Origin of the sequence: Micromonospora sp. DT228 (assembly GCF_049841595.1) — a bacterium.
Classification (GTDB): domain Bacteria; phylum Actinomycetota; class Actinomycetes; order Mycobacteriales; family Micromonosporaceae; genus Micromonospora.
The window spans coordinates 93,303-117,725 of the sequence record NZ_JBNCKO010000012.1 but is presented as its reverse complement, the minus strand read 5'-3'; the positions used below and the strand labels follow the sequence as shown (position 1 = coordinate 117,725).

Below are 24,423 nucleotides of genomic sequence, written 5' to 3'. Positions count from 1 at the left end.
GCCGGGCCCACGAGGCCGGAATCGCGCCGTGGGCCCGCCACCGGTGATCGGTTCCGGTCAGCCACGACCGGGGCGACGGCCCCGGTACCAGCGACCGCCGCCGCCACCACTGCGCGGGCCGCTGCCCACGCCGCCCAGGTAGAGCGAGAGCAGGAGCAACCCGATGAGTACGAGGGTGTTCCAGTTGAAAAGGTCGGGTGCGCCGAAGTCGGTGTTGAGCAGGTCGAGCAGCAGGGCAAAGCCAAAGACGATGGCGGCCAGGATGGCGAGCATGTCGGTCCTCCGGTGGGGGTTCCCAGTAGGTCGGCGCGTGATGTACCCAATCGGACGACTCGCCAATCTCCACCGTGGATCTGGGGTGCCCACCTCCGGACCGGGTGGACCGCCGCCCGGGTGAGTGGCCCTCCTACCGTTGCGCCGACGCGGGCACCGCGGTCGGCTCGGCGGCCGGTGCGGCCCGACGGCCGGCCAGCCAGGCGGGCAGGTAGAGCGGCGCGGCGACGGCCAACACCACCGCGCCGACCACCATCGCGGTGCTGACGCTGGTGGTGGCGGCGATCGCGGTCAGGACCACCCCGCCGAGGGCGAAGCCGGGTTGCGCCATCATCGAGTTCAGCGAGAGAACACTGGTCCGGTACGGGCCGTCGACCTGCCGGTGCAGCAGCCCACTGTGCAGCGGGTTCGAAGCGCCGTGCACGGTGTAGCAGGCCAGGTAGGCCACCAGCACCCCGACCGGCCCGGCGAACAGGCCCATCCCGACCACCGTGACGCCCTGCAGGATGCGCAGCAGCGCCGCTCCCGGAGCGGCCCCGAACCAGCGCAGCAGCAACGGGGTCAGCGCCGCGCCGGCGGCCGAGGCGAGCCAGGCCGCCGAGTTGGCCGGCCCGAGCAGCGCGGCGGCGCGTTCCGGATCGCCGATCACCTCGGCGAGCCGGACCGGCAGCAGCGACTCGAAAGTGATCATGCCGAAGCCCCAGAACAGCTCCACCAGCACCAGCGCCAGTAGCACCCGGGAACGGCGCAGCAGCCCGATCGCGTGGCCGATCATCCGGGGCGCCTGGACCACCGAGGCCCGCAGGGCCGCGAACCCGCTGGCCGGTCGCTGCTCGACAAGCAGGACGAGCAGCGCGACAAGCGACACCGCCTGCGCGACGATCGCGGCCAGCACGGGCACGGTGAGCGCGCTGACCGGCCCGATCGAACCCAGTGCGACCAGGCCGCCACTGAGCAGCGCGCCAGCGCCGATCGCCCCGCCGCTGACGGTGCCGGCGTAGCCCAGGCCCCGCTCGTACTCGGCATCCGGGTCCGCGGCCAGTGTGGCGTCGACGTACCAGGACTCCAACGGCCCACTGTCGAGTGCACGGTAGACCCCCTGCACCGCATAGACCAGGAAGAACACCCAGAACGAGTCGGCCACCGCGAACAGCGCCAGCGAGACGAGGCTGAGCGCCCAGGCCACGACGAGCACCGGTCGGCGGCCGAGGGCGTCGGCCAGCCCGCCGGTGGGCAGTTCCAGCGCGAGCACCAGCAAACCCTGCGCGCTGAAGACCAGGCCGATCTGCGGCAGCGACAGGCCGCGCTCCTGCATCAGCAGGATCATGACCGGGATGATCAGACCCGTGGGCAACCAGCGCAGACCGTAGAGCGTGAGGTAGCGGAACCGGACCTGGCGTACGGTCAGGGCGCTCATCGCGGACCCTCAATCGGGTAGGCGGCCAGGAAGACCTGCACCGGCCGGGCCTCCGGGTCGGCGGGGTCGACCGCCTCGGCGTCGCGGTGGTAGCGCTCCAGCAGCTGCCACACCTCCGTCTTGAGTTCCTCCAGCCGGGCCGGCGGGATGGTCATGAAGATGTCGCTCATGCCGAAGCCGTCCCGCCACGCCAGGGACCACTCGTGCTGCATCGCGAACCAGCGGTCGGCCTTCTCGACGAGCAGACGCACCTGGTCGCCCTGGATCCACTCGATCGCGGCCCGGGCGTCGGGGTCGTCGTCGAAGTCGGTCGGCTCCCAGTTGGTGACGTCGTGAGCCGCCTGCCACCAGCGCTGCCGCCCACCGCCCCGGTCGGGATCCTCGATGACCAGCCCGACCTCGGCAAGTTGCCGCAGGTGGTAACTGGTCGCGCCGGTGTTGGTGCCGAGCAGCTCCGCGAGGGTGGTGGCGGTGGCAGGTCCCTTCACGCGCAGGGCGCCCAGCAGCCGCATCCGTAGCGGATGGGCCAGCACCCGGACCTGCCGCTTGTCGATCCGCACCTCGCGCGGTGCCGGCCGCGGGATCGCTTCGTCGTTCGCCATGGCCGCACACTATCTCTGCACACTTCCTATGCACAAGAGTTATGCATAGGAAGTGTGCATGTGCTCAGGGGGTCAGGAGTTCGCGTACCCCCCGCAGTCGGGTGTGCAGCAGGCCGGCGGCGCGGGCGGAGTCGAGGCGTACGTCGCTGGGACGGACGACTCCGGCGGCGGCTGCCGTGGTGGTCCTCAGCCCGGCCGGGTCCAGGCCGAACCGCTCGGCGACCAGGAGACCCAGGTCGGCCCGGCGCATCGCGTCCGGACCGGCCACGTTGAGCGGCCCGGCGTACGACGAACCGGCCAGCTCCAGCACGGCGTCGGCCAGGTCGGTGACGTCGACCGGGCAGCGGACCTCGTCGGTGAACAGGACGGCCCGGCCGGCGAGCGCGTCCCGACAGAGCTGAATCTGCTTGCTGCCCTCCCCGAGGATCAGCGAGGTACGCACCAGCGCCGCGCCAGGGTCGATCGCCCGCACGGCGGTCTCGGCGGCGGCCTTCGCGGCCCCGTACGCGTGCACCGGGGTGGGCGGGTCGTCGTCGGCGTACGGCGTGGGTCGGCCTCCGTGCAGCGCGTCGCTGGACAGGTGCACCAGGCGGGCGCCCACCTCGGCGGCGGCGACCGCCACGTTCGCGGCGCCGTCGGCGGTGACCGCCCAGTCGTCGTACCGGTAGGGGGTGCCGACCACGGCGTCCGGCCGCACCTGCGCGACAAGCGCGCACACGGCGGACCGGTCCGTCACGTCCAGCCGCCGCCCGGCGGCCCCCGGCACCGCGAACCCACCGGAGTGGAAGGTCCCGACCACCGAGAACCCGGCGTGAACGCCCCGCCGGCACACCTCGGCGCCGAGAAACCCACTACCCCCGACAACAAGCACCCGCATCGCAGCCCACTCCCCTCCCACCGCCGCCGTCGATCATGAGGTTAACGAGCGACACGCCGTGGCGCGTGCCCGTCAACCTCATGATCGACGGGTGCGAAGAGGGGTCAGACCGGGTCTGCTACCGGGGCGGCGGGGCCGGCGGTGCCGGTGTGGGCCGTCGCGGCGGGCTTGGGCTTGGCGTCGATGCCGGCCTCGGCGCGCTGCTGGCCGGTGATCGGCGTGGGCGCGCCGGTCAGCGGGTCGAAGCCACCCCGGGTCTTCGGGAACGCGATGACCTCGCGGATCGAGTCCGCGCCGGCGAGCAGCATGCAGACCCGGTCCCAGCCGAAGGCGATGCCGCCGTGCGGCGGAGCGCCGTACTTGAACGCCTCCAGCAGGAAGCCGAACTTGTCCTGCGCCTCCTCCGGGGTGATGCCGAGCAGGTCGAAGACCCGCTTCTGCACGTCACCCCGGTGGATACGGATCGACCCGCCGCCGATCTCGTTGCCGTTGCAGACGATGTCGTACGCGTACGCCAGGGCCCGGTCCGGAGCCTCCTCGAACCGGTCCACCCACTGCGAGTTGGGCGAGGTGAACGGGTGGTGCACGGCCGTCCAGCCGCCGTCGTCCGTACGTTCGAACATCGGCGCGTCGACCACCCAGCAGAACGCCCAGGCGCTCTCGTCGATCAGGCCGGACCGCTTGGCGATCTCGACGCGGGCCGCGCCCAGCAGCTCCTGGGCCTCCCGACCCACCCCGCTGGCGGCGAAGAAGATCGCGTCGCCCGGCTTGGCGCCGACCGCGTCGGCGAGCCCGCCCAGGTGCTCGGCGGAGAGGTTCTTCGCCACCGGCCCGCGCGCCTCGCCGGTCTCGGCGTCCAACACCACGTACGCCAGGCCGCGCGCGCCACGCGCCTTCGCCCAGTCCTGCCAGCCGTCCAGCTCCTTGCGGCTCTGTGTCGCGCCGCCCGGCATCACCACCGCGCCGACGTAGCCGCCCGCGTCGATCGCGCCGGCGAAGACCCGGAACGCGGTGCCGCGCAGGTAGTCCGTCAGCTCGGTCAGCTCGACGCCGTAACGCAGGTCCGGCTTGTCCGAGCCGTACCGGGCCATGGCGTCGTGCCAGGTGATCCGCGGGATCGGCCCGGAGATCTCGTGCCCGGCCAGCTCCTTCCACAGCGTCGAGACGATCGCCTCGCCGAGGTCGATCACGTCGTCCTCGGTGACGAAGGACATCTCGATGTCGAGCTGGGTGAACTCGGGCTGCCGGTCGGCGCGGAAGTCCTCGTCGCGGTAGCAGCGGGCGATCTGGTAATACCGCTCCATGCCGCCGACCATCAGCAGCTGCTTGAACAGCTGCGGCGACTGCGGCAGCGCGTACCAGCTGCCCGGCTGCAGGCGCACCGGGACCAGGAAGTCGCGGGCGCCCTCGGGCGTCGAACGGGTCAGCGTCGGCGTCTCGATCTCCAGGAAGTCCCGCTCGTGCAGCACACCCCGGGCCAGGTGGCTGGCCCGCGAGCGCAGCCGCAGCGCGTTCGCCGGGCCGCTGCGGCGCAGGTCCAGGTAGCGGTACTTCAGCCGGATGTCGTCGCCGGCCTCGATCTGGTCGTCCACCGGCAGCGGCAGCGGCGCGGCCTCGGAGAGCACCTCCAGCTCGGTGACTGTCACCTCGACCCCGCCGGTGGGCAGCTCCGGGTTCTCGTTGCCGGCCGGCCGGCGGGTCACCTCGCCGACGACCTTCACGCAGAACTCGTTGCGCAGCGCGTGCGCATCCTCCTCGCGGAAGACCACCTGGACGACACCGGTGCCGTCGCGCAGGTCGACGAAGATGACCCCGCCGTGGTCGCGCCGGCGGGCCACCCACCCGGCGAGCGTCACCGTCGAGCCGGCGTCCGCGGCGCGCAGGCTTCCGGCATTGTGGGTACGGATCACGGCTGGCAACTCCTCATCGTGGAACAGTCCTCACCGGCATTCTGTCAGGGGTGGCCGCCTGACCTCCGGGGCACCCGGCAGGCCGGCGCGATTCGCAGGTGGGGCAGGCCGGTGAACCCGACTCGGCCCGCGTCCATGCCGGTTAACGTGGCGAAATGCGCGCCGTACCGAACTGGGCCGTCGCCACGGCGGCGGCCGCGCCCCTGTTGCTGGTGAGCGGCTGGACGGTCGCCGAGGCGCGGCAACCCGCCGGCTACGACCCGATCCGGGACACCATCAGCGAGCTGGCGGGGCAGGACGCCACCGACGCCTGGATCATGGTGGTGGCACTGGTGCTGCTCGGCTGCTGCTACCTGTCGGTGGCCGCCGTCCTGCACGCGGCCGGGCTACCCAGTCGGTTCCTGCTCGCGATCGGTGGGGTGGCCACCATCGCGCTCGTCGCGTTTCCCCGCCCGCCGGTGGGCGGCTCGGTCAGCCACGGCGTCGCGGCCACGGTGGCCGTCCTCGCCCTGGTGCTCTGGCCGGCCGGCTCGGCGCTGTGGCTGCCGCGTGGCCACGACGCCGCGTACCCGACCCGACCGGAGCCGCCGTGGGCGTTTCGCCGGGCGGTGGGGCTGAGCGCCACCGTGGTGTTGCTCGCCCTCTTCGGCTGGTGCGCCTTCGAGGTGACGAGTGGGTCGCGCACCGGCCTGGCCGAGCGGGTCACGGCGGTGGCGGTGTCCCTGTGGCCGCTGCTGGCGGTCGTCTCCGCCCGGCGGGCGCACCTCGCCTGGTCCCTCGGCGCCGCGACACCCGGCGCCGCCACCCCCGCCGTGGGGGTCGTACCCCCGGATCCCCTGCGGCCCACCCAGCGGCCCGACCGGCTCGCGTGAAGCCGGCGCGCGACGGCGGCCGGACGCGCGACGCGGGCCGCCGGAGGGTTCCGGCGGCCCGCGGGCGGTGACTCGATCAGAAGACGCTGACGCCGTAGCGGCTCAGGGCCTCGGTGACGGGCTGGAAGAAGGTCGTGCCACCGGTGCGGCAGTTGCCACTGCCGCCGGAGGTCATGCCCAGGGCGGTGGTGTTGGCGAACAGCGAGCCGCCGCTGTCACCCGGCTCGGCGCAGACGTTTGTGCGGATCAGGCCGGAGACCGAACCCTCGGCGTAGTTGACCGTGGCGTTCGTCGCGTTCACCGTGCCGGAGCGCAGGCCGGTGGTGCTGCCGGAGCGCTGCACCGACTGGCCGACGGACGCGTTGCCGGCGCCGGTGATGTCCCGGTAGCTGCCGTTGTAGAGGTAGACGTTGCCGGCGGCGTTCGCCGAGTTGCTGTGCCGCACGATGCCGTAGTCGTTGCCCGGGAAGCTGGTGCCGGTCCGCGTGCCGATGAGGGCGGTCTGCGCGGAGTTCGAGTACCAGTTGGCCGAGATGTTCGTGCAGTGCCCGGCGGTCACGAAGGAGTAGGTGCTGCCGCTGCGCACGTTGAAGCCGAGCGAGCAACGCCCGCCCCCGCCGGCGTAGATGGCCTGGCCACCGGAGATCCGGGTGCTCAGCACGCCAGCCTCGGCCTCGACGCGGACCGCGCCGTTGGCCCGCGCGGCGGCGGCCTTGACCCGCTCCAGCTTGGCGCCGGTGACGGTGCTGTCGACGGAGACGACCACCTGGTTGGTGACCGGGTCGCTCCACCAGGCGGTGCCCGGGATCTTGGCGGAGCGCTCCAGGTCGGCGGTGGCCCGGTTGAGTTCGCCGGCACCGCGGGTGACGTAACGGACGACGGCGCCGGCCTTGCTCGCCGCGCTCGCGGCGGCCGCGTCGGTCACCGTGACGACGGACTTGCCGCTCGCGTCGATGTACGAGCCGGCCGAGCGGTCACCGAGTTGCGCGGACAGCGCGGCCGCGGCGTCGGGTGCGGCGGCGGGTGCGGCCTGGGCGGGTGCGCCGATGAGCACGCCGACGACCAGGCTTCCGGAAACGGCGACAGTGGCCGCAACGCGGAATGTGGACCTCGTGGGTCGCATGTAACAACCTCCTGGGCGGGGGAGCGGGTCTCGCCGAGGTCGGCTGACCCGATGGCAACCCGGCCGATCTGGGGAAACCGGCCGAGTGCACTGAAGTATTCACATACTTAAGATCATTGACAAGGCTTGATTCCGCCCGGATCCAGCGGACGCGGCCGGCCACATCTCCGCAACACCACTGACACGCTGACGCACAGCCACCGTCACACGCAACCCGCCCTCGGCGAGCACGGTTGTCGATGCCTTGCGGCGTCGGTTGGCGCGGGTGTCGCGCGTCAGGGGGCCCGGCGGCGGGCGCCGGGACCGGGGCGCGACACCACGTCGCGCATCCGCCCCACGTCGTGTCCGTCGGCACAGCGCAACTCGAGGCGCACCGGGGCACCGCAGTCACGGTGAGTGACGGTCAACAGCGAACCCTCGGCGTCGGCGAGGTACCGGTCACCCCACCCGAGCACGGCCACCAGGACCGGCCAGAGGTCCAGGCCCTTCTCCGTCAACCGGTACTCGTGGCGCAGCCGGCTGCCCGGCTCCCGGTACGGCTCGCGGCGCAGCACGCCCTGCTCGACCAGGCCGGCCAGTCGCTTGGTCAGCACCTGCCGCGGAATGCCGGTGCGCACCCGCATGTCGTCGAAGCGGCGGATGCCGGTGAACACCTCGCGGAGCACCACAACGGTCCACCGCTCACCGAGGATCTCCATGGCGCGGGCGATGGTGCAGTTCTCCACCGACCAGTCCAGAGCTGCGGGTCGCATCCGACCAGGCTAGGTCTCGTTGACAGACTCAGCAACCTGCTGCCAGGCTGCGTCCATGACGCAGACTCAGGAGCCAGCGCGCAGCCGTACCTTCACCTGGGCGGACCCGGCGGTCAACGCCGCTCAGCTCGGTCGACGCAGTGGCCTCGACATGCTCCGCGCGATGATCGCCGGCGAGCTGGCCGCACCACCGGTGATGCACCTCATCGACATGACCCGGATGGAGGCCGACGAAGGCCGGGTGGTCGTCGAGCTGACCCCGCAGGAGTTCCACTACAACCCGCTCGGCAGCGTCCACGGTGGCGTGCTCTCCACACTGCTGGACACCGCGGCGGCCTGCGCCGTGCAAACCACCCTGCCGGCCGGCGTCGGCTACACCTCGCTCGACCTCAACGTGAAATTCCTCCGCCAGGTCACCGTCGACAGCGGCACGCTGCGCTGCGAGGGCACGGTGCTGCAACGCGGCCGCCGCACGGCCCTGGCCGAAGCCCGCATCACCGACGCCACCAACCGCCTGATAGCCCACGCCACCAGCACCTGCCTACTCCTCCCCCAACCCTGACCCCCACTGCCCCCTCCCACCCCACTCACTGCGTTGATCATGGGGTTAGCGGGCGATTCGAAGATCGACAGACCCGCCAACCTCATGATCAACAAGGGCTAGAGGAGTGGGGGGCGGGGTGGGGTGGGGTGGGGGTGGGCAGGGGGTGGGGTGGGTTAGCGGGGGGCTAGGCGGGCGGCTCGGGCTGCGCGCTTCTCTTCGAAGCGGGTTGCGGCGCGGTCCAGGCCCTCCAGTTGGGTGGCCAGTTGCTCGCGGGCGGCTTCGCCGTCGGCGTCGAGACCTGTCACGTTGAAGACGTCCCACTGGCGCAGCACCGGCTGGAGCACATCGTCACGGTGCTGGCGCAGGTCGTAGATGCCGGCCAGGGCGATCGCCACCGACTTGCGGGCGAAGCCGTCGATGCCGCTGCCCGGCATCTGGAAGTCGGCCACCACGTCGGCGACGGCCCGCATGGCCTGACTCGGGGCCAGCTCGAACGCGGCGGCGAGCAGGTTGCGGTAGAAGACCATGTGCAGGTTCTCGTCGGCGGCCACCCGGGCCAGCAGCGCCTCGCAGGCGGGATCGCCGGTGGCCTTGCCGGTGTTGCGGTGCGAGATGCGGGTGGCCAGCTCCTGGAACGAGACGTACGCCAGCGAGTGCAGCACCTCGTCGCCGTGGGCGTTCGTGTACCCCTCGGACATGTGCGTCATCCGGGCCCGCTCCAACGCCACCGGGTCGACCGCCCGGGTGACCGTCAGGTAGTCGCGGATCGCGACACCGTGCCGGCCCTCCTCCGCGGTCCACCTGTGCACCCAGGTGCCCCACGCGCCGTCCCGGCCGAACAGGGTGGCGATCTCGTGGTGGTACGAGGGCAGGTTGTCCTCGGTCAGCAGGTTCACGATCAGCGCGGTGCGGGCCACGTCGGGAATCGTGGAGTCGGTCGGCGACCACGCCTCGCCGCCGAGCGGCCCGTCGAAGGTCCGCCCCTCGCTCCACGGCACGTACTCGTGCGGGAACCACTCCTTGGCCAGCGAAAGGTGGCGGTCGAGGTTGCGGGCAACCACCGGCTCCAACTCGACGAGGAGCGCGGTCTGGCTCAGTGTGGTGCTCATGGTCACGAGAAACTCCCTACGGTGGCGTAACTTACGCTACCGTAGGTCCCCGCGGCCATGAGCGCCAGTGGGGAGAGTCAGCTGACCGTCGGCCGGAGATCCTCCAGGGGTGGCATCCACTCCTGCGCACCGGCCGTGACCTGCGCGCCAGACCGAATGTCCTTCACCTCGTCCGGCGCCCCGTCGACGCCCGGGAACCAGACGTACGGGATGCCGCGCCGCTCGGCGTAGCGGATCTGCTTGCCGAACTTCGCCGCGCTCGGCGACACCTCGGTGGCGATCCCGCGGGCCCGCAGCGCCGCCGCGATCCGGCCGCTGGCCCCGCGGTGCTCCTCGTCGGCCAACGCCACCAGGACGCAGGTGGGCACCGAGCGGGAGACCGACAGGTCACCCGCTCCGAACAGCAGCCCGAGCAGCCGGGTCACCCCGATCGAGATACCCACCCCGGGGTACGAGACAGCGCCGGCGCTGGCCAGGTTGTCGTACCGGCCGCCGGAGCAGATCGAGCCGAACCGCTCGTAGCCGCGCAGTTGGGTCTCGTAGACGGTGCCGGTGTAGTAGTCCAGGCCGCGGGCGATGCGCAGGTCCGCCACGCAGAGGCCGGGCGAGTGCTCGGCGGCGGTCTGCACCACCCGGACCAGCTCCTCGATGCCCTCGTCCAGCAGCGGGTCGCTCACCCCGAGCGCCCGCACGGCGTCGGCGAACGACGCGTCCGGTGCGGAGATCTCGGCCAGCGAAAGGCACGCCTTGGCCTGCGCCTCGCTCGCCCCGGCGGTCTGGGCCAGCAGGTCGGCCACCTTCACCGGGCCGATCTTGTCGAGCTTGTCGATCGCCCGCAGCGCCGCCTCCGGGTCGGTGAGCCCGATGCCCCGGTAGAAGCCCTCGGGGATCTTGCGGTTGTTGACCTGGATGGTCACCGGCGGGATCGGCAGCGACCGCAGCGCGTCCCCGATGACAAGCGGCATCTCCGCCTCGTGGTGGGGCGCCAGGGTGTCCCGGTCGACGATGTCGATGTCGGCCTGGACGAACTCCCGGTAGCGCCCCTCCTGCGGCCGCTCCCCCCGCCACACCTTCTGGATCTGGTAGCGACGGAACGGGAAGGTCAACTTGCCGGCGTTCTCCAGCACGTAGCGGGCGAACGGCACGGTCAGATCGAAGTGCAGGCCGAGCTGGTCGTCGCCGCCCCCGCTCTCGGCGTCGGCGTGCAGCCGACGGATCACGTAGACCTCCTTCGAGGTCTCGCCCTTGCGCAGCAACTGGTCCAGCGGCTCCACCGCGCGGGTCTCCAGCGGCGCGAAGCCGTACAGCTCGAACGTGGTCCGGATCTTGTCGAGCACGAACTGCTCGATCATCCGCTGACCGGGGGTCCACTCCGGGAAGCCGGAGATGGGCGTGGGCTTGCTCATCGGCGTACTCCTTGCGGTGCCGCGCCCACGGCGCGGTGGTGTCGTGGGTCCGCGCGCGGCGCGGACGGGAGATCTAGAGGCCCCGGGTGGGAGCGGCCGGCGACGTGCCGGCCACCTCGATGAGGTACGGGTTGCTGGCGCGCTCGCGGCCGATGGTGGTGCTCGGGCCGTGGCCGGGCAGCACGACGGTGTCGTCGGCCAGCGGAAGGACCTTGTCGCGCAGGCTGGTGAGCATGGCCGGCATGCTCCCGCCCGGCAGGTCGGTACGGCCGATCGACCCGGCGAAGAGGACGTCGCCGGACAGGCAGATCTCGTCCGCCTCCCAGCCCGAGCCCGCGCCGGGCAGCCGGAACAGCACCGACCCGCCGGTATGGCCCGGGGCGTGGTCGACGGCGATCTCCAGGCCGGCGAGGCTGAGAGTGGCGCCGTCGGTCAGCTCGGCCACGTCGTCCGGCTCGGTGTAGCTCAGCCGGCCGCCGAAGAGCGACGTCAGGTCGGCGGAGAGGCCCTTGGCCGGGTCGGCGAGCATCTCCCGGTCGCCGGGGTGCACGTACGCGGTGACGCCCCGCGCGCCGCACACCGGCGCGACCGAGAAGGTGTGGTCGAGGTGGCCGTGGGTGAGCAGCACGGCGGCCGGATGCAGGCGGTGCTCGGCGAGCAGCGCGTCGAGCTGGTCGAGCACCCCGATGCCGGGGTCGACCACCACGCACTGCTCCCCCGGCGCGGTGGCAACCACATAGCAGTTGGTGCCGAAGGCGTCCGCGGGAAAGCCGGCCACGAGCACGGGCGCTGTCCTTTCGTCGAACGGCTGTCGTCCTGCCCAGCAGCCTAACGGGCGCGCCGAGCGAGTTTGTCGCGTCCGTCCCGCGGGCCCCGTGGGGCACAGTGACATCGCCCGATAAGCGCTGCTCGGGACGGGGTGGACCTCGTACACCACTTTCCCAGTCACTAGCCGTACACTCTGGCGGGCGTGTGGCGCGGCACACGTGACGCCCGGACGGGCCGGGACGTCCGGCCGCCGGCGACGACCAGGTAGAGGAAAGGGGAGCACCTGTGGCTTCCAGCAGGGACCGGCAGCGCAAAATGGCGCGGGCCAAGCTCGACCGGCAGTTGGCTCGCCGGGCCGCCGCCACGCGGCGACGTCGGCAGATCCAGGCCGGTGTCGGTGCCGCCCTGATCCTGGTGCTGGTCGTGGCCGGCTCCGCCTGGGCGCTCGGGGCGTTCGACTCCGACCCGAAGCAGAACACGGCCACCGGGGACACCTGCCTCTGGACGCCGCAGGACGCGGCGGCCAACACCAACCTCAAGGACGTCGGCACGCCGGAGAGCAAGGGTCTGCCCACCGAGGGCACCCGGGCGATGACCGTGACCACCAACCAGGGCGCCCCGATCACCGCGGAGCTCAACCTGACCAACTCGCCCTGTGCGGCGGCGAGCATCGCGCACCTGGCGAGCCGGTCGTTCTACGACAACACCAAGTGCCACGAGATCACCGCCGACGGCGCGCTGCGCTGCGGCGACCCGAGCGGCACCGGCCTCGGTGGGCCGACCTACTCGTTCTACGACGAGGAGCTGCCCACCGTGCCGTCAGCGGCACCGTCGGCCAGCCCGGCCCCCGGCCAGCCGCCGACGTACCCGAAGGGCACCGTGGCGATGATCGCCAACCCGCCGGGCAGCAACGGCAGCCAGTTCCTGATCTTCTTCAAGGACTTCACCACCACCGACCCGAAGTTCCCGGTGATCGGCCGGGTGACCGGCGGGCTGGACGTGGTGGAGAAGATCGGTGCCCTCCCGACCGTGGACAATGGGACCGGGGCCAAGGTCAAGCCCAGCACCGACGTGACCATCCAGAGCCTCACCGTCGGTGAGCCGGTCACCGCGGCGGCACCGGCGCCGTCGGCCTCCGGCGCGCCGGCCAGCAGCCCCAACGCCGGCTGACCGGCCGCCACCACCCACACCCAAGCGGCACCCAGCAGCAGACAGCCAGGAGGATCCAGGCGTGACGTCCACCAGAGAGCGGCAGCGCGCGGCGGCACGCGCCCGGCTCGAGAAGGAGATGGCCGAGCGCGCGGCCAAGGCCCGTAAGCGCCGGCAGACCCGGGCGATCATCAGCGCGGCCGCCGCGCTGGTGCTCGTGGTCGCCGGCACCGTGTGGCTGGCGGTGAGCCTCGGCGGCGACGACAAGAAGGAGTCCGCCGCACCGGCGGCCGGCGCGGCGGAGTGCGCGTTCAACGCGCTGCCCACCGACAAGCGGCCCCCGCAGATCAAGGACGTCGGGCTGCCGAGCAACCAGCAGTCCGGCACCGGCGTGCAGACCATGACGATCGACACCAACCTGGGCCCGATCACGGCCAAGGTCGACAGGTCGCAGGTCCCCTGCACGGCGGGCAGCTTCACCTACCTCGCGGAGAAGAACTTCTTCGACAACACCAAGTGCCACCGCCTCGTGAGCGAGGGCATCAAGGTGTTGCAGTGCGGCGACCCCAGCGCCACCGGCAACGGCTGGCGGGACACCGACGGCCAGGGCGGCCCGAGCTACCGGATGGCCGAGGAGAACCTGCCGACCGACAAGCGCCCGCCGTACCCGGAGGGTGTCATCGCGATGGCCAAGTCCTCCGAGCCGGGCAGCACGGGAAGCCAGTTCTTCATCGTCTACGGCGACTCGCCGCTGGACCCGGCGTACACGGTGCTGGGCACCATCACCGGTGGCATGGACATCGTCAAGGACGTGGCCAAGGCCGGCGACGACGGGGCGTTCGCCCAGCAGGCCGGCGGCGGCCACCCGAAGAAGGAGGTCATCATCAAGGACCTCACGATGAGCGCGCCGCAGGGCTGACACCCGCGCAGACGACCACGCGCCCGCCGGCTGAGCCGGCGGGCGCTGTCGTGTCCGGGGTACGCGTCAGGCGCCGGAGGTGACCCGGTACGCGTCGAAGACGCCGTCCACCTTGCGGACCGTGGCCAGCAGGTGGCCCAGGTGCTTCGGGTCGGCCATCTCGAAGCTGAACCGGCTCACCGCCACCCGGTCGCGGGTGGTGGTGACGGTGGCGGAGAGGATGTTGACCCGCTCGTCGGAGAGCACCCGGGTGACGTCGGCCAGCAGCTTGTGCCGGTCCAGTGCCTCGACCTGGATGGCGACCAGGAAGGTCGAGGCGGAGGTGAGCTTCCAACTGACCTCGACCACCCGCTCGCTCTGGGCCCGCAGGTCCTCGGCGTTGGCGCAGTCGTCGCGGTGCACGCTCACCCCGCCGGAGCGGGTGACGAAGCCGAACACCGAGTCCGGTGGGACCGGGGTGCAGCAGCGGGCCAGCTTGATCCAGACGTCGCTGACGCCGCGGACCACGACACCCGGGTCGTTGCTGCTCTGGCGGCTGCGCGGTGGCCGGGTGGCGACGGCGGTCTCGGCGATGTCCTCCGCCGCGCCCTCCTCGCCGCCGTACGCGGCCATCAGCTTCTGCACCACCGACTGCGCGGAGACCTGGCTGTCACCGACCGCCGCGTAGAGCGACGCCACGTCGGCCAGGTGCAGGTCCCGTGCGATCGACATCAGCGCGTCGGAGGTGAGCATCCGCTGCAGCGGCATGCCCTGCTTGCGCATCGCCTTGACGATCGCGTCCTTGCCGGCCTCGATCGCCTCCTCGCGCCGCTCCTTGTTGAAGTACTGGCGGATCTTCGTGCGCGCCCGCGGGCTCTTGACGAAGCCCAGCCAGTCCTGTGTGGGGCCGGCCGTCTCGGACTTCGACGTGAAGATCTCGATCACGTCGCCGTTGGACAGCGTCGACTCCAACGGCACCAACTTGCCGTTGACCCGCGCCCCGATGCACTTGTGCCCCACCTCGGTGTGCACCGCGTACGCGAAGTCCACCGGCGTCGACCCGGTCGGCAGCGGGATGACGTCACCCTTCGGGGTGAAGACGTACACCTCCTGGCTGGACAGGTCGAAGCGCAGCGCGTCCAGGAACTCGCTCGGGTCGGCCGCCTCCCGCTGCCAGTCCAGCAACTGCCGCAACCAGGTCATCTCGTCGATGTGCGCGGGCGGGCCGACGATCTGGGTGCCCTTGTGCTCCTTGTACTTCCAGTGCGCGGCGATGCCGAACTCCGCCGTGCGGTGCATCGCGTACGTGCGGATCTGCATCTCCACCGGCTTGCCGGTGGGCCCGATGACAGTCGTGTGCAACGACTGGTACATGTTGAACTTGGGCATCGCGATGTAGTCCTTGAACCGGCCCGGCACCGGCTGCCAGTTGGCGTGGATGACCCCCAACGCCGCGTAGCAGTCGCGCACCGTGTCGACCAGGATCCGCACGCCCACCAGGTCGTAGATGTCGTTGAAGTCACGACCGCGCACGATCATCTTCTGGTAGATCGAGTAGAGGTGCTTCGGCCGCCCGGTGGTCTCCGCCTTGATCTTGGCGGCCTTCAGGTCGGTGCCGACCTTTTGGGTGACCTGCCGCAACAGCGTCTCGCGCTGCGGCTGGTGCTCCCCGATCAGGCGGTTGATCTCCTCGTAGCGCTTCGGGAACAACGTGCCGAAGGACAGGTCCTCCAGCTCCCACTTGATCGTGTTCATACCGAGCCGGTGCGCCAGCGGCGCCAGGATCTCCAGCGTCTCCTTGGCCTTCTGCTCCTGCTTGGGGCGGGGCAGGAAGGTCAGGGTGCGCATGTTGTGCAACCGGTCGGCCAGCTTGATCACCAGCACCCGCGGGTCCTTGGCCATCGCCACGACCATCTTGCGGATCGTCTCGGCCTTGGCCGCGTCACCCAGCTTGACCTTGTCGAGCTTCGTGACGCCGTCGACGAGCAGGGCGACCTCGCCGCCGAAGTCGGCGCGCATCGCGTCGAGGGTGTATTCGGTGTCCTCGATGGTGTCGTGCAGCAGCGCGGCCACGAGCGTGGTGGTGTCCATCCCCAGGTTGCCGAGGATGGTCGCCACCGCGAGCGGGTGGGTGATGTACGGGTCGCCGGACTTGCGGTACTGCCCGGAGTGCCACCGCGCGGCCGTGTCGAAGGCGCGCTGGAGCAACCGGGCGTCGGCCTTGGGGTGGTTGTCCCGGTGGCTCGCGATGAGCGGCTCCAGCACCTCACTGACCTGCGAGGTCTGCCAGGGCGCGTTGAACCGGGCCAACCGGGCCCGCACCCGACGCCCGGTGGGCGCGTTGGACAGCCCGAAGCCACCGCTCGGCGACGGGTCGACGCCGGCGTCACTCGGGAACGGCACCACCACCCCGTCGGCACCGGGGGACGCCTGGACGCTCGGCGGGCCGCTGATCGGATCTGCCGGGCTCTCGCCCGCAGCCCGGCCAGAGCCGCTGCCGGCGCCCGTCACCCGGGCTGGCGCGTCGCCTGCCCGGTCGGTCACCGTGCCGTCAGCGTCGCCTGTCGGGTGCACCGTGCCCTCCGCCGGAGGGACGACATCGTGGGACACCGGCCTCCTCACCGCTCGCCGGGAAAACACCTGCCGAACATTCGGCCGGCCTGGTCTCGCGCCACGCAGACGGCGTACCGCCGGCGTCAGCAATGGGCAATGCTACCCGCACGCACGGTCCGCTGCCGCTCCGCCGGACGGTCGGCGCAGGCTCCGCCCGACGACTCCGCCATCAAACGGTCAATCCGCCACCGACCGGGTCAAACGGTCAGCAGGGCATGGACGGGACGCGGTGCCAACCGCTGGCGCCCACCCAGGAAGCCGAGCTCCAACAGCACGGTGAAGCCGGTGACGGTACCGCCGGCCCGCTCCACCAGGTCAAGCGTCGCCTCGGCGGTGCCGCCGGTCGCCAGCACGTCGTCGACCACCAGCACCCGGTGCCCGGCCGTGAAGGCGTCCTCGTGCACCTCGAGGGTGGCCTCGCCGTATTCGAGCGCGTAGGAGACCGAGTGCGCCGGGCGGGGCAGCTTGCCGGCCTTGCGGACCGGCACCACGCCGACCCCCGCCGCGTACGCGACGGCCGCCGCGACGACGAACCCGCGCGCCTCGATGCCGACCACCACGTCGAAGGCGTCCCGACCGTGGTACGCGACGATCCCGTCGATCACCTCACGGAACGCCGCGCCGTCGGCGAACAGCGGCATCAGGTCCTTGAACATGACGCCCGGCTTCGGGAAGTCGGGCACGTCCAGCACCCGGCTGGCGACCAGTCGGGCGGCCTCCGGGCCGCTGTCCCCGCGCGCCGCGGTGCTGTGGGTCTCCGTCATGGGTGTTTCGCTCTCCTTCAACGACGACGGCGTCCGGCACGCACAGCATGCCGGACGCCGTTCGGGTTTTTCGTGGTGGGTCAGCGCCGCTTGGCGCCACCCGGCCGGTTGCCGCCGCCACCGGGGCGACCGCCCCGGGCGCCGGTCGGCCGCTTACCCGCCGGGCGAGCGCCCACCTTGGGCGCGGCACCGGCCAGCGCGGCAGCGTCCGGGTCGAGCGACTCCTCGGTCGCCTGGCCCTCGGTCGGGCTCACCGCACCCTTGCTGGCGACCTCGCCCCGGGCGAGCCCGCCCCGCCGGGCCTGGACGCGCTTGGCGTGCGCCTGGATCCGCGGGTCGTAGCTCTTGAGCAGGGCCAGCAGCGGCGTGGCCACCAGGATGGAGGTCAGGAACGCCACCGCCATACCGACGAACAGCACCAGGCCGAGGTCCTTCAGCGTGCCGGCGCCGAGCAGGCCGGCACCGATGAAGAGCAGACCGCCGACCGGAAGCAGGGCGACCACCGAGGTGTTCAGCGACCGCATCAGGCTCTGGTTGACGGCCAGGTTGGCCGCCTCGCTGTACGTCTGGTTGTTGTTGGCGGTGATGCCGCGGGTGTTCTCCTGGACCTTGTCGAAGACCACCACCACGTCGTAGAGCGCGAAGCCCAGGATCGTGAGGAAGCCGATGATCGTCGACGGGGTGACCTCGAAGCCGACGAGCGAGTAGATGCCGGCGGTGAGGATCAGGTTGGTGATGAGCGACGCGACCGCGGCGACGGCCATCCGCCACTCGAAGCGCAGGACCAGGTAGACCATCACCAGCGCGATGAAGATGACCAGACCGAGCACGGCGCGCTGGGTCACCTGGCTGCCCCACGCCTCGCTGACCTGGTTGCTGCTGATCTGATCCGGGTTGATCCCCAGGTCCTCGGCGATCTGATCCTTCACCGCGTTCGTCTTCTCGGCGTCGAGCTGCGGCGTGCGCAGCTCGTAGGTGTCACCACCGGTGCCGCCGACCTTCTGGACGGTGGCCACCTTGATGCCGGTGTTCTCCGTCGCGAGGGCCGAGTTGACCTCCCGCTCGGCGTCTTCCAGGGTGCCGACACTTGCCGGCACCTGGAACGAGTTGCCGCCGGCGAACTCGATGCCGAGGCTGAAGCCACGCAGACCGAAGCTGAGCAGCGCGATCAGGATCAGGGTCCCGGCGACGCCGAACCAGAGCTTGCGGCGGCCGACGATGTTGAGACCGGCCTCGCCGTTGTAGAGGCGGCTCGCCAGACCGTTTTGAGCCATCTCAGGCCTCCTTGGCGCGCGGGTTGCGGGGCTGAGTCTGAGTCGGCTGGTTGCGGGCCGGCAGCGCCCGGCCCAGACCGCTGACCCGCGGGGACAGGAACGCCCGGGTGCGGGCGAACATCGTCATGATCGGGTGCCGGAAGAGGAAGACCACGACCAGGTCCAGCACGGTGGCCAGACCGAGAGCGAAGGCGAAGCCCTTGACCGTGCCGACCGAGACCACGTAGAGCACCACGGCGGAGAGCAGGGTGATCGCGTTGGCCGAGATGATCGTCCGGCGGGCCCGGATCCAGGCGCGCGGCACCGCGCTACGTGGACTGCGGCCCTCGCGGATCTCATCTTTCAGTCGTTCGAAGTAGATGACGAACGAGTCCGCCGCCACACCTAGTGAGACGATCATGCCAGCGATGCCGGCGAGGGTGAGCGTGAAGCCGATCTGCCGGCCGAGCACCACGAGCGCGCCGAAGACGAGCAGCGCGGAGAGGATGAGGCTCAGGAAGATCACCGAGCCAAGCAGCCGGTAGTAGAAGAACGAGTAGATGATGACCAGCAGCATGCCGATGCCGGCGGCGAGCAGACCGGCGCGCAGGTGGCTGGCGCCCAGCGTGGCGGTGACGTTCTGCGCCTCCTGCTGCTTGAAGGTCACCGGCAGCGCGCCGTAGCGGAGCTGACCGGCGAGCGTGCTCGCGTCCTTCTGGGTGAAGCTGCCGGTGATCTGCGAGTTGCCGGTCAGCACGCCCTGGATCTCCGGGGAGGAGACGATCTTGTTGTCCAGCACGACGGCCACCCGGCACTTGCCGTCCTGCCCGAGCGCGGTGGCGTCGCAGGCCTGACCCTCGTTGGTGAACGACTCGCGGGTCAGGCCGGTCCACTTGCCCTGCCCGTCGCCGGTGAAGTCGAGGCTGACCACCCAGGCGTTGGTCTGGTCGAGCACCGCGTCGGCGTCGGACACGTCGGTGCCCAGCACCTTGGCCTGGTCGAGCAGGTACTTCGAGGCGCCGTCCTCGCAGGAGACGACCTGCTGCTTCGCGTCGGAGATCGACGCCGGGGGACGCTCGTCGAGCTGCTTGCAGCCGATGGTCGGCACGTTGAACTGCATCTGCGCCGACAGCACGGCGACCTCTTGCGGCGACAGCGTGCCGAACGGCTTGAGCTTGTCGGCGAGCGACGGGTCGGCGCTCAGGTCGGCGGGCGCCTGCAACCCGCTGGCGGCCTGCCAGGCGGGGGCGCCGACCTTCTGCTCGACGGCCTTGCGCTGCTCCTCGATGCTGGCCGACACCGGCTCCGCGCTGGCACTGGCGCTGGGCGCGGCACTCGCCGAGGCCGAGGCCGAGGCGGACGCGGAGGGAGTCGGCGTGGCGCTGGGCGCCGGGGCCATCCCACCCTGACCGCCGCTGGGCGACGAGGTCACCTTCGGCGCGCCGCTGCCCGACGGGGTCGGGGTCGCGCCGGCGGACGGAGTCGCGCCACCAGAGGGGGTCACGCTGCCGGGCGGGGCGGGCGTGGCCGGTGGCGGCACGGCGGCCGTCCCGCTGCCGTCGGCGCCCTTGAGCACCTTGCGGAAGCGCAGCTCCGCGGCGTTGCCCACGTTGTCCAGGTTGCGGTTCTCACCGGGCAGGGAGATGACGATGTTCCGGTTGCCCTCGGTGACCACCTCGGCCTCGGCCACGCCGAACGCGTTGACCCGGCTCTCGATGATCTGCCGAGCCTCCTCGAGATTCTCCGCCGTCGGGGCCTTGCCGCCGATGCTGTTTCTCGCCTCCAACGTCACCCGGGTGCCGCCGATCAGGTCCAGACCGAGCCGAGGCTCGAGCCGGTCCTGGAAGCTGCCCTTGGCGCCGCCGGAGAAGAACACCAGAAGATAGAGGACGACGAAGATGAACCCGAGCACGGCGAGCTGCCGCCCGGGGCGCATCTGTCCCTGAGGTGGTGCCACGGCTGTCCTGTCTCCCTGTGCGGTCGCGCCGCTGTGCGCAGCGGCGGCGGTGTCGGGCCGGCGGTCCCGGCTGACGGGTCTGACCTGAGCCGACGAGATGCCGACACCTGGCCCGGACACGCCAGCGTGGAACGCCGACCGTCACGGGTACGTGCCGACGCCCGGCGTCGACCCAACTATCCAGTTTTACTGCCTGGTCCGCTGCCCCGTCGGGCGCGGTGGCCCGGAGGTCGGCCGACCGGCCGTACGCCGGACCCGCCATCCCCCGGGAGCAGGGGTCATTCCTTGATGGTGTCGGCGTCCTCGCTGACCGGCTCGCTCGGCAGCTCCGCGCGGGTGGTCACCCGGGCGATGGCGGCGCGGGCGTAGCGGGTCTGCACGCCCGGGGCGACCTCGATCAGGACGGTGTCGTCCTCGATGCCGGTGACCGTGCCGTAGAGCCCGCCGATGGTGACGACCTCGTCGCCCGGGCCGAGGCCGGACTGCATCGACTCGGCCTCACGGCGGCGCTTCTGCTGGGGTCGGATCATCATGAAATACATGACACCGAAGAGCAGGACGATCATCAGGATCGGCGTGATGCCGCCGCCCGAGGGGCCCGCTGCTATGTAGTTCACGGTTACTGACCTTCCCACTGGCCACCGGCCCGGCGCTTGGGGCGCCGGAGCGGAGGCGGAATCTCACGTCCTGTACAGACCGCGGCGAAGTCTAAACCCTGCGCCTGAGAACGCCGAATGCGGCACAGATCACGTTCCTATCACGGCTGATCGGCATCCATCGAGAACAGATCGGGCACAGGTGGACTATCCATGCCAAAGGTACCATTCGGCGGAGTACGCCCCAGATGCCGCCAGGCGGCCTCCGTGGCCACCCGCCCCCGTGGGGTACGAGCCAACAGACCGGCGCGGACCAGGAAGGGCTCGCACACCTCCTCGACCGTGTCCGGCTGCTCCCCCACCGCCACGCCAAGGGTGGACAGACCCACCGGGCCACCCCGGAACGAGTCGACCAACGCGGTCAGCACCGCACGGTCCAGCCGGTCCAACCCGAGCGCGTCCACGTCGTACACGATCAACGCGGCACGGGCGGTGTCGACATCGACCACCCCGTCGGCCCGCACCTCGGCGTAGTCGCGGACCCGGCGCAGCAGCCGGTTGGCGATCCGCGGCGTGCCCCGGGACCGACCGGCGATCTCGGTCGCGCCCTCGGGGGTGATCGGCACACCGAGGATCCGCGCCGACCGGTGCAGCAGCGTCTCCAGATCCGCCGGGGCGTAGAAGTCGAGGTGGGCGACGAAACCGAACCGGTCCCGCATCGGCCCGGTCAACAGACCCGAGCGGGTCGTCGCGCCGACCAGGGTGAACGGCTCGACGTCCAGCGGGATCGCCGTCGCCCCCGGCCCCTTGCCGACCACCACGTCGACCCGGAAGTCCTCCATCGCGCTGTAGAGCAGCTCCTCGGCCGGACGTGCGATGCGGTGGATCTCGTCGATGAAGAGCACGTCCCCCTCGGCGAGACTGGTCAGGATCGCCGCCAGGTCGCCGGAACGCTCGATCGCCGGGCCACTCGTCACCCGGATACCCGCGCCCAACTCGGCGGCGACGATGTTGGCCAGACTCGTCTTGCCCAGGCCGGGTGGGCCGGAGAGCAGGATGTGATCCGGCGGCGAACCCCGCCGCATCGCGCCCTGCAACAACAGGTCGAGCTGATCACGCACCCGGTCCTGGGCGATGAACTCGGCCAACCGCCTCGGCCGGACCGTGGCCTCCGCGTCCCGGTCCGCGTCACTGACGTACGCCGAGACAAGCCCGTCGGTCTCGCTCACCGTGCCCTCTTCACTCGCGACCGCGGGGCTCGCGACCCCGACGCGCTCCGCGCGCGCACCGCGCCGCCCTCAGTCGCCGCCGGGGCGCTCATCGGGTCCGACCCAGCAGACGGATGGCCTGCTTGAGCAGGACCGGCACCGGCGGCGTCTCACCCTCGATCGTCTCGGCCACCGCGGCGACCGCCTGATCGGCCTGGCCGGCCGTCCAACCCAGGCCGACCAGCGCCTGCCGGACCTGGTCGGGCCAGCTGCCGCGGGTCACCCCGCCCACCCCGTCGGCGCCGATCGGCACCGGGCCGATCCGATCACGCAGCTCCAGCACCAGGCGCTCGGCGCCCTTCTTGCCGATCCCGGGCACCCGGGTCAGGGCGGCCGTGTCGGCGTTCGCGATCGCCTTGCGCACCGCGTCCGGGCTGTGCACGGCAAGGACCGCCTGAGCCAGTCGCGGGCCCACCCCGCTGGCCGTCTGGAGCAGCTCGAACAGCGACTTGGCGTCGTCGTCGGCGAAGCCGTAGAGGGTGAGCGAATCTTCCCGCACGATCAGGCTGGTGGCGAGCCGGGCGACCTGGCCGACCCGCAGCTCCGCGAGGGTGCCGGGGGCGCAGTGCACCGCGAGGCCGACACCGCCGACCTCGATCACGGCCTGGTCCGGACCCGTCGCGGTCACCGTGCCGCGCACGCTGGCGATCATCGCGCTCCTCCTCGTCGTGCCCGGTCGGCCGCCGCGGCCAGCTTGGAACGGGTCCCACCGCGCCACACGTGGCAGATGGCCAGGGCCAGCGCGTCGGCGGCGTCGGCCGGCTTCGGCGGCTCGGCCAGCCGCAACAGCCGGGTGACCATCGCGGTCATCTGCGCCTTGTCCGCCTGACCGGAACCGGTCACGGCCGCCTTCACCTCGCTCGGCGTGTACGTCTGCACCGGCAGGCCGGCGCGCGCCCCGGCCAGCACCGCGATGCCGCTGGCCTGCGCGGTGCCCATCACCGTACGCACGTTGTGCTGGCTGAACACCCGCTCGACGGCGACGCTCTCCGGCTGGTGCTCGGCGACCAACTTGTTCAGCGACCGGTCCAGGTGCAACAGGCGCAGCGCCAGGTCGTCGGCCGGGTCGGTGTAGACCACGTAGTAGGCGATCAGAGTGCAGGGACGCCCCGGCACACCCTCGACCACGCCCACCCCACACCGGGTCAGCCCCGGGTCGACCCCCAGCACCCGCACGCCGCCCCCTCCCCAGCCGTCAGCAGTACGTGTGTTCGACACCCTAACCGGCGCTCTTCCCACCAGCCCCACGGGACACGCCCTCCCGCCCCGCGCTCGACCGGCCGGGAGCGGGGTTCCGGAGCGCCAGCCGCAAGGTCACGCTCGATCCGGGATGTAGTGGCAACGAAGCACCAGGAGACAACTACATCCTGGATGCTGCGCGATCTTGCGGCGCGGGGGCGGGTGGGCCACACAGCTTTGGGGCGGAGTATGTGTCGCTGGCCCATGTGCCGGGGAGCACACAGCTCGTAACTTCTTGCGCCATGACGGCAGAACCCGTGGCGGTCCCCCACGTCGTGCAGATCGACCTCGCCGGTCGGACCGCCCTGGTCACCGGGGGTGGTAGCGGCATCGGGCGGGCGTGTGCCAGGCGGCTGGGGGCGGCCGGCGCGAAGGTGCTCGTGGTGGATCGCGACCTGCAGGCGGCCAGGGCGGTGGCTGCCGAGGTCGGTGGCCGGGCCGAGGGTGTGGACCTGTCCGACGCCGCGGCGGTGGACCGCCTCGACGTGGACGTGGACATCGTGGTGAACAACGCCGGGCTCCAGCACGTCGCGCCGCTCCAGGACTTTCCCGTCGAGCGCTTCGAGTACATCCACCGGGTGATGGTGGAGGCGCCGTTCCTGCTGATCCGCCGGGCGCTGCCGCACATGTACGCCCGGGGCTGGGGTCGAATCGTCAACATCTCCTCCGTGCACGGGCTGCGCGCGTCGCCGTACAAGGCGGCCTACGTCTCGGCCAAGCACGCCCTGGAGGGGCTGTCGAAGGTGGTGGCGCTGGAGGGAGCCGCGCACGGGGTGACCGCCAACTGCATCAACCCGGCGTACGTACGCACCGCGCTCGTGGAGAGCCAGATCGCCGACCAGGCGGCCAGCCACGGCATCGACGAGGCCGAGGTGATCGAGAAGATCATGCTGGCTCGGGCCGCGATCAAGCGACTGATCGAGCCGGAGGAGGTCGCCGAGCTGTTGGCGTACCTCTGCTCGCCGCCGGCGGCGTTCATCACCGGCGCGTCGATCGCCCTCGACGGGGGCTGGACGGCCAACTAGTGGGGCTG

General features: G+C 71.4%; 23 protein-coding genes. 5 read left to right on the top strand and 18 right to left on the bottom strand.

All coding sequences use genetic code 11. From position 1 onward, the window contains the following. Positions 1 to 57: 57 nt before the first annotated feature. The 5 genes from ACLQ29_RS23435 to aspS form a co-directional block, all read right to left on the bottom strand. Positions 58 to 273, bottom strand: coding sequence for a hypothetical protein (locus tag ACLQ29_RS23435; RefSeq protein WP_393367825.1), 216 nt, complete (start codon positions 271 to 273; stop codon positions 58 to 60). A 133-nt stretch (positions 274 to 406) separates the two neighbouring features. Then, complete coding sequence (locus ACLQ29_RS23430) at positions 407 to 1,690, bottom strand: MFS transporter (RefSeq protein ID WP_425773630.1); 1,284 nt, start codon at positions 1,688 to 1,690, stop codon at positions 407 to 409. After that, positions 1,687 to 2,292, bottom strand: a complete 606-nt coding sequence (locus ACLQ29_RS23425) for an ArsR/SmtB family transcription factor (RefSeq protein ID WP_425773629.1) — start codon at positions 2,290 to 2,292, stop codon at positions 1,687 to 1,689. The genes ACLQ29_RS23430 and ACLQ29_RS23425 overlap by 4 nt, the downstream gene beginning before the upstream one ends. Positions 2,293 to 2,356: 64 nt before the next feature. Continuing rightward, the gene (locus ACLQ29_RS23420) at positions 2,357 to 3,169 is read right to left on the bottom strand and encodes a sugar nucleotide-binding protein (RefSeq protein ID WP_425773628.1); all 813 of its coding nucleotides are present in this window, start codon (positions 3,167 to 3,169) and stop codon (positions 2,357 to 2,359) included. A 104-nt stretch (positions 3,170 to 3,273) separates the two neighbouring features. Continuing rightward, the gene (gene aspS / locus ACLQ29_RS23415; protein WP_425773698.1) at positions 3,274 to 5,079 is read right to left on the bottom strand and encodes an aspartate--tRNA ligase; all 1,806 of its coding nucleotides are present in this window, start codon (positions 5,077 to 5,079) and stop codon (positions 3,274 to 3,276) included. Between the two features lie 155 nt (positions 5,080 to 5,234). On the opposite strand from aspS, the gene ACLQ29_RS23410 reads away from it, so the two are divergent. Next, complete coding sequence (locus ACLQ29_RS23410; RefSeq protein ID WP_425773627.1) at positions 5,235 to 5,951, top strand: DUF998 domain-containing protein; 717 nt, start codon at positions 5,235 to 5,237, stop codon at positions 5,949 to 5,951. Positions 5,952 to 6,027: 76 nt separating this feature from the next. On the opposite strand, the gene ACLQ29_RS23405 is transcribed toward ACLQ29_RS23410, so the two are convergent. After that, positions 6,028 to 7,074 (bottom strand): S1 family peptidase, encoded by a 1,047-nt coding sequence (locus ACLQ29_RS23405; protein ID WP_425773626.1) that lies wholly within the window; start codon positions 7,072 to 7,074, stop codon positions 6,028 to 6,030. Positions 7,075 to 7,349: 275 nt separating this feature from the next. Further along, a complete protein-coding gene (locus ACLQ29_RS23400; protein ID WP_425773625.1) occupies positions 7,350 to 7,826 on the bottom strand; it encodes a winged helix-turn-helix transcriptional regulator in 477 nt (158 codons plus the stop codon). Between the two features lie 55 nt (positions 7,827 to 7,881). On the opposite strand from ACLQ29_RS23400, the gene ACLQ29_RS23395 reads away from it, so the two are divergent. Next, positions 7,882 to 8,388, top strand: coding sequence for a PaaI family thioesterase (locus ACLQ29_RS23395; RefSeq protein ID WP_425773624.1), 507 nt, complete (start codon positions 7,882 to 7,884; stop codon positions 8,386 to 8,388). Positions 8,389 to 8,543: 155 nt separating this feature from the next. On the opposite strand, the gene ACLQ29_RS23390 is transcribed toward ACLQ29_RS23395, so the two are convergent. The 3 genes from ACLQ29_RS23390 to ACLQ29_RS23380 all read right to left on the bottom strand — a co-directional run bounded on the left by ACLQ29_RS23390 (position 8,544) and on the right by ACLQ29_RS23380 (position 11,669). Next, positions 8,544 to 9,479: an acyl-ACP desaturase gene (locus tag ACLQ29_RS23390; RefSeq protein WP_425773697.1), complete on the bottom strand. Its 936-nt coding sequence runs from the start codon at positions 9,477 to 9,479 to the stop codon at positions 8,544 to 8,546. Between the two features lie 77 nt (positions 9,480 to 9,556). Continuing rightward, positions 9,557 to 10,885, bottom strand: a complete 1,329-nt coding sequence (gene hisS, locus ACLQ29_RS23385; protein ID WP_425773623.1) for a histidine--tRNA ligase — start codon at positions 10,883 to 10,885, stop codon at positions 9,557 to 9,559. A 73-nt stretch (positions 10,886 to 10,958) separates the two neighbouring features. After that, positions 10,959 to 11,669, bottom strand: a complete 711-nt coding sequence (locus tag ACLQ29_RS23380; protein WP_425773622.1) for an MBL fold metallo-hydrolase — start codon at positions 11,667 to 11,669, stop codon at positions 10,959 to 10,961. 269 nt (positions 11,670 to 11,938) lie between these two features. Here ACLQ29_RS23380 and ACLQ29_RS23375 point away from each other — a divergent pair, with 269 nt between their 5' ends. Together ACLQ29_RS23375 and ACLQ29_RS23370 are read left to right on the top strand one after the other, a co-directional pair. Continuing rightward, positions 11,939 to 12,823, top strand: a complete 885-nt coding sequence (locus ACLQ29_RS23375) for a peptidylprolyl isomerase (RefSeq protein WP_425773621.1) — start codon at positions 11,939 to 11,941, stop codon at positions 12,821 to 12,823. Positions 12,824 to 12,884: 61 nt separating this feature from the next. After that, positions 12,885 to 13,721: a peptidylprolyl isomerase gene (locus ACLQ29_RS23370; RefSeq protein ID WP_425773620.1), complete on the top strand. Its 837-nt coding sequence runs from the start codon at positions 12,885 to 12,887 to the stop codon at positions 13,719 to 13,721. 66 nt (positions 13,722 to 13,787) lie between these two features. On the opposite strand, the gene ACLQ29_RS23365 is transcribed toward ACLQ29_RS23370, so the two are convergent. The 8 genes from ACLQ29_RS23365 to ruvC form a co-directional block, all read right to left on the bottom strand. Continuing rightward, a complete protein-coding gene (locus ACLQ29_RS23365) occupies positions 13,788 to 16,310 on the bottom strand; it encodes a RelA/SpoT family protein (protein ID WP_425773619.1) in 2,523 nt (840 codons plus the stop codon). Positions 16,311 to 16,510: 200 nt separating this feature from the next. After that, on the bottom strand, positions 16,511 to 17,077 hold the full coding sequence (locus tag ACLQ29_RS23360; RefSeq protein WP_425773618.1) for an adenine phosphoribosyltransferase: 567 nt from the start codon (positions 17,075 to 17,077) through the stop codon (positions 16,511 to 16,513). Positions 17,078 to 17,157: 80 nt separating this feature from the next. After that, the gene (gene secF / locus ACLQ29_RS23355; protein WP_425773617.1) at positions 17,158 to 18,351 is read right to left on the bottom strand and encodes a protein translocase subunit SecF; all 1,194 of its coding nucleotides are present in this window, start codon (positions 18,349 to 18,351) and stop codon (positions 17,158 to 17,160) included. A gap of 1 nt (position 18,352) precedes the next feature. Continuing rightward, positions 18,353 to 20,287, bottom strand: coding sequence for a protein translocase subunit SecD (gene secD / locus ACLQ29_RS23350; RefSeq protein WP_425773616.1), 1,935 nt, complete (start codon positions 20,285 to 20,287; stop codon positions 18,353 to 18,355). Between the two features lie 278 nt (positions 20,288 to 20,565). Beyond that, positions 20,566 to 20,904, bottom strand: coding sequence for a preprotein translocase subunit YajC (gene yajC / locus ACLQ29_RS23345; protein WP_393367792.1), 339 nt, complete (start codon positions 20,902 to 20,904; stop codon positions 20,566 to 20,568). A gap of 140 nt (positions 20,905 to 21,044) precedes the next feature. Beyond that, positions 21,045 to 22,112 (bottom strand): Holliday junction branch migration DNA helicase RuvB, encoded by a 1,068-nt coding sequence (gene ruvB, locus ACLQ29_RS23340; protein ID WP_425773615.1) that lies wholly within the window; start codon positions 22,110 to 22,112, stop codon positions 21,045 to 21,047. 88 nt (positions 22,113 to 22,200) lie between these two features. Then, positions 22,201 to 22,803: a Holliday junction branch migration protein RuvA gene (gene ruvA, locus ACLQ29_RS23335; RefSeq protein WP_425773614.1), complete on the bottom strand. Its 603-nt coding sequence runs from the start codon at positions 22,801 to 22,803 to the stop codon at positions 22,201 to 22,203. Further along, positions 22,800 to 23,327, bottom strand: coding sequence for a crossover junction endodeoxyribonuclease RuvC (ruvC, locus tag ACLQ29_RS23330; protein WP_357245262.1), 528 nt, complete (start codon positions 23,325 to 23,327; stop codon positions 22,800 to 22,802). The genes ruvA and ruvC overlap by 4 nt, the downstream gene beginning before the upstream one ends. 305 nt (positions 23,328 to 23,632) lie before the next feature. Between ruvC and ACLQ29_RS23325 the strand changes: the two genes are divergently transcribed. Next, positions 23,633 to 24,415, top strand: coding sequence for a 3-hydroxybutyrate dehydrogenase (locus ACLQ29_RS23325; protein WP_425773613.1), 783 nt, complete (start codon positions 23,633 to 23,635; stop codon positions 24,413 to 24,415). Positions 24,416 to 24,423 lie beyond the last annotated feature (8 nt).

What these genes read in the sequence shown, in the direction of transcription:
- ACLQ29_RS23435 (WP_393367825.1), bottom strand. Translation starts at nt 273, where the DNA reads ATGCTCGCCATCCTGGCCGCCATCGTCTTTGGCTTTGCCCTGCTGCTC.
- ACLQ29_RS23430 (WP_425773630.1), bottom strand. Translation starts at nt 1,690, where the DNA reads ATGAGCGCCCTGACCGTACGCCAGGTCCGGTTCCGCTACCTCACGCTC.
- ACLQ29_RS23425 (WP_425773629.1), bottom strand. Translation starts at nt 2,292, where the DNA reads ATGGCGAACGACGAAGCGATCCCGCGGCCGGCACCGCGCGAGGTGCGG.
- ACLQ29_RS23420 (WP_425773628.1), bottom strand. Translation starts at nt 3,169, where the DNA reads ATGCGGGTGCTTGTTGTCGGGGGTAGTGGGTTTCTCGGCGCCGAGGTG.
- ACLQ29_RS23410 (WP_425773627.1), top strand. Translation starts at nt 5,235, where the DNA reads ATGCGCGCCGTACCGAACTGGGCCGTCGCCACGGCGGCGGCCGCGCCC.
- ACLQ29_RS23405 (WP_425773626.1), bottom strand. Translation starts at nt 7,074, where the DNA reads ATGCGACCCACGAGGTCCACATTCCGCGTTGCGGCCACTGTCGCCGTT.
- ACLQ29_RS23400 (WP_425773625.1), bottom strand. Translation starts at nt 7,826, where the DNA reads ATGCGACCCGCAGCTCTGGACTGGTCGGTGGAGAACTGCACCATCGCC.
- ACLQ29_RS23395 (WP_425773624.1), top strand. Translation starts at nt 7,882, where the DNA reads ATGACGCAGACTCAGGAGCCAGCGCGCAGCCGTACCTTCACCTGGGCG.
- ACLQ29_RS23390 (WP_425773697.1), bottom strand. Translation starts at nt 9,479, where the DNA reads ATGAGCACCACACTGAGCCAGACCGCGCTCCTCGTCGAGTTGGAGCCG.
- hisS (WP_425773623.1), bottom strand. Translation starts at nt 10,885, where the DNA reads ATGAGCAAGCCCACGCCCATCTCCGGCTTCCCGGAGTGGACCCCCGGT.
- ACLQ29_RS23360 (WP_425773618.1), bottom strand. Translation starts at nt 17,077, where the DNA reads ATGACGGAGACCCACAGCACCGCGGCGCGCGGGGACAGCGGCCCGGAG.
- secF (WP_425773617.1), bottom strand. Translation starts at nt 18,351, where the DNA reads ATGGCTCAAAACGGTCTGGCGAGCCGCCTCTACAACGGCGAGGCCGGT.
- ruvA (WP_425773614.1), bottom strand. Translation starts at nt 22,803, where the DNA reads ATGATCGCCAGCGTGCGCGGCACGGTGACCGCGACGGGTCCGGACCAG.
- ACLQ29_RS23325 (WP_425773613.1), top strand. Translation starts at nt 23,633, where the DNA reads ATGACGGCAGAACCCGTGGCGGTCCCCCACGTCGTGCAGATCGACCTC.